The organism is Shigella sp. FC1967 (genome assembly GCF_001743005.1).
Lineage (GTDB): Bacteria > Pseudomonadota > Gammaproteobacteria > Enterobacterales > Enterobacteriaceae > Proteus.
Genome location: NZ_MIIZ01001352.1, coordinates 1 through 376 on the forward strand (window position 1 = coordinate 1; position 376 = coordinate 376).

Sequence of the window (376 nt, forward strand, 5' to 3'; positions counted from 1 at the left end):
AGAGAATACTCAGGCGCTTGAGAGAACTCGGGTGAAGGAACTAGGCAAAATGGTGCCGTAACTTCGGGAGAAGGCACGCTGGCGGTAAGTGAAGTCCCTTGCGGACGGAGCCGAAGCCAGTCGAAGATACCAGCTGGCTGCAACTGTTTATTAAAAACACAGCACTGTGCAAACACGAAAGTGGACGTATACGGTGTGACGCCTGCCCGGTGCTGGAAGGTTAAATTGATGGGGTTATCCTTAGGGAGAAGCTCTTGATCGAAGCCCCCAGTAAAACGGCGGCCGTAACTATAACGGTCCTAAGGTAGCGAAATTCCTTGTCGGGTAAGTTCCGACCTGCACGAATGGCGTAATGATGGCCAGGCTGTCTCCACCC

Annotated in this window: 1 rRNA gene; it reads left to right on the top strand. The window is 52.9% G+C overall.

What is annotated here, in order from left to right:
* Nucleotides 1–376, top strand: a 23S ribosomal RNA gene (locus BHE89_RS21895); the annotation flags it as partial.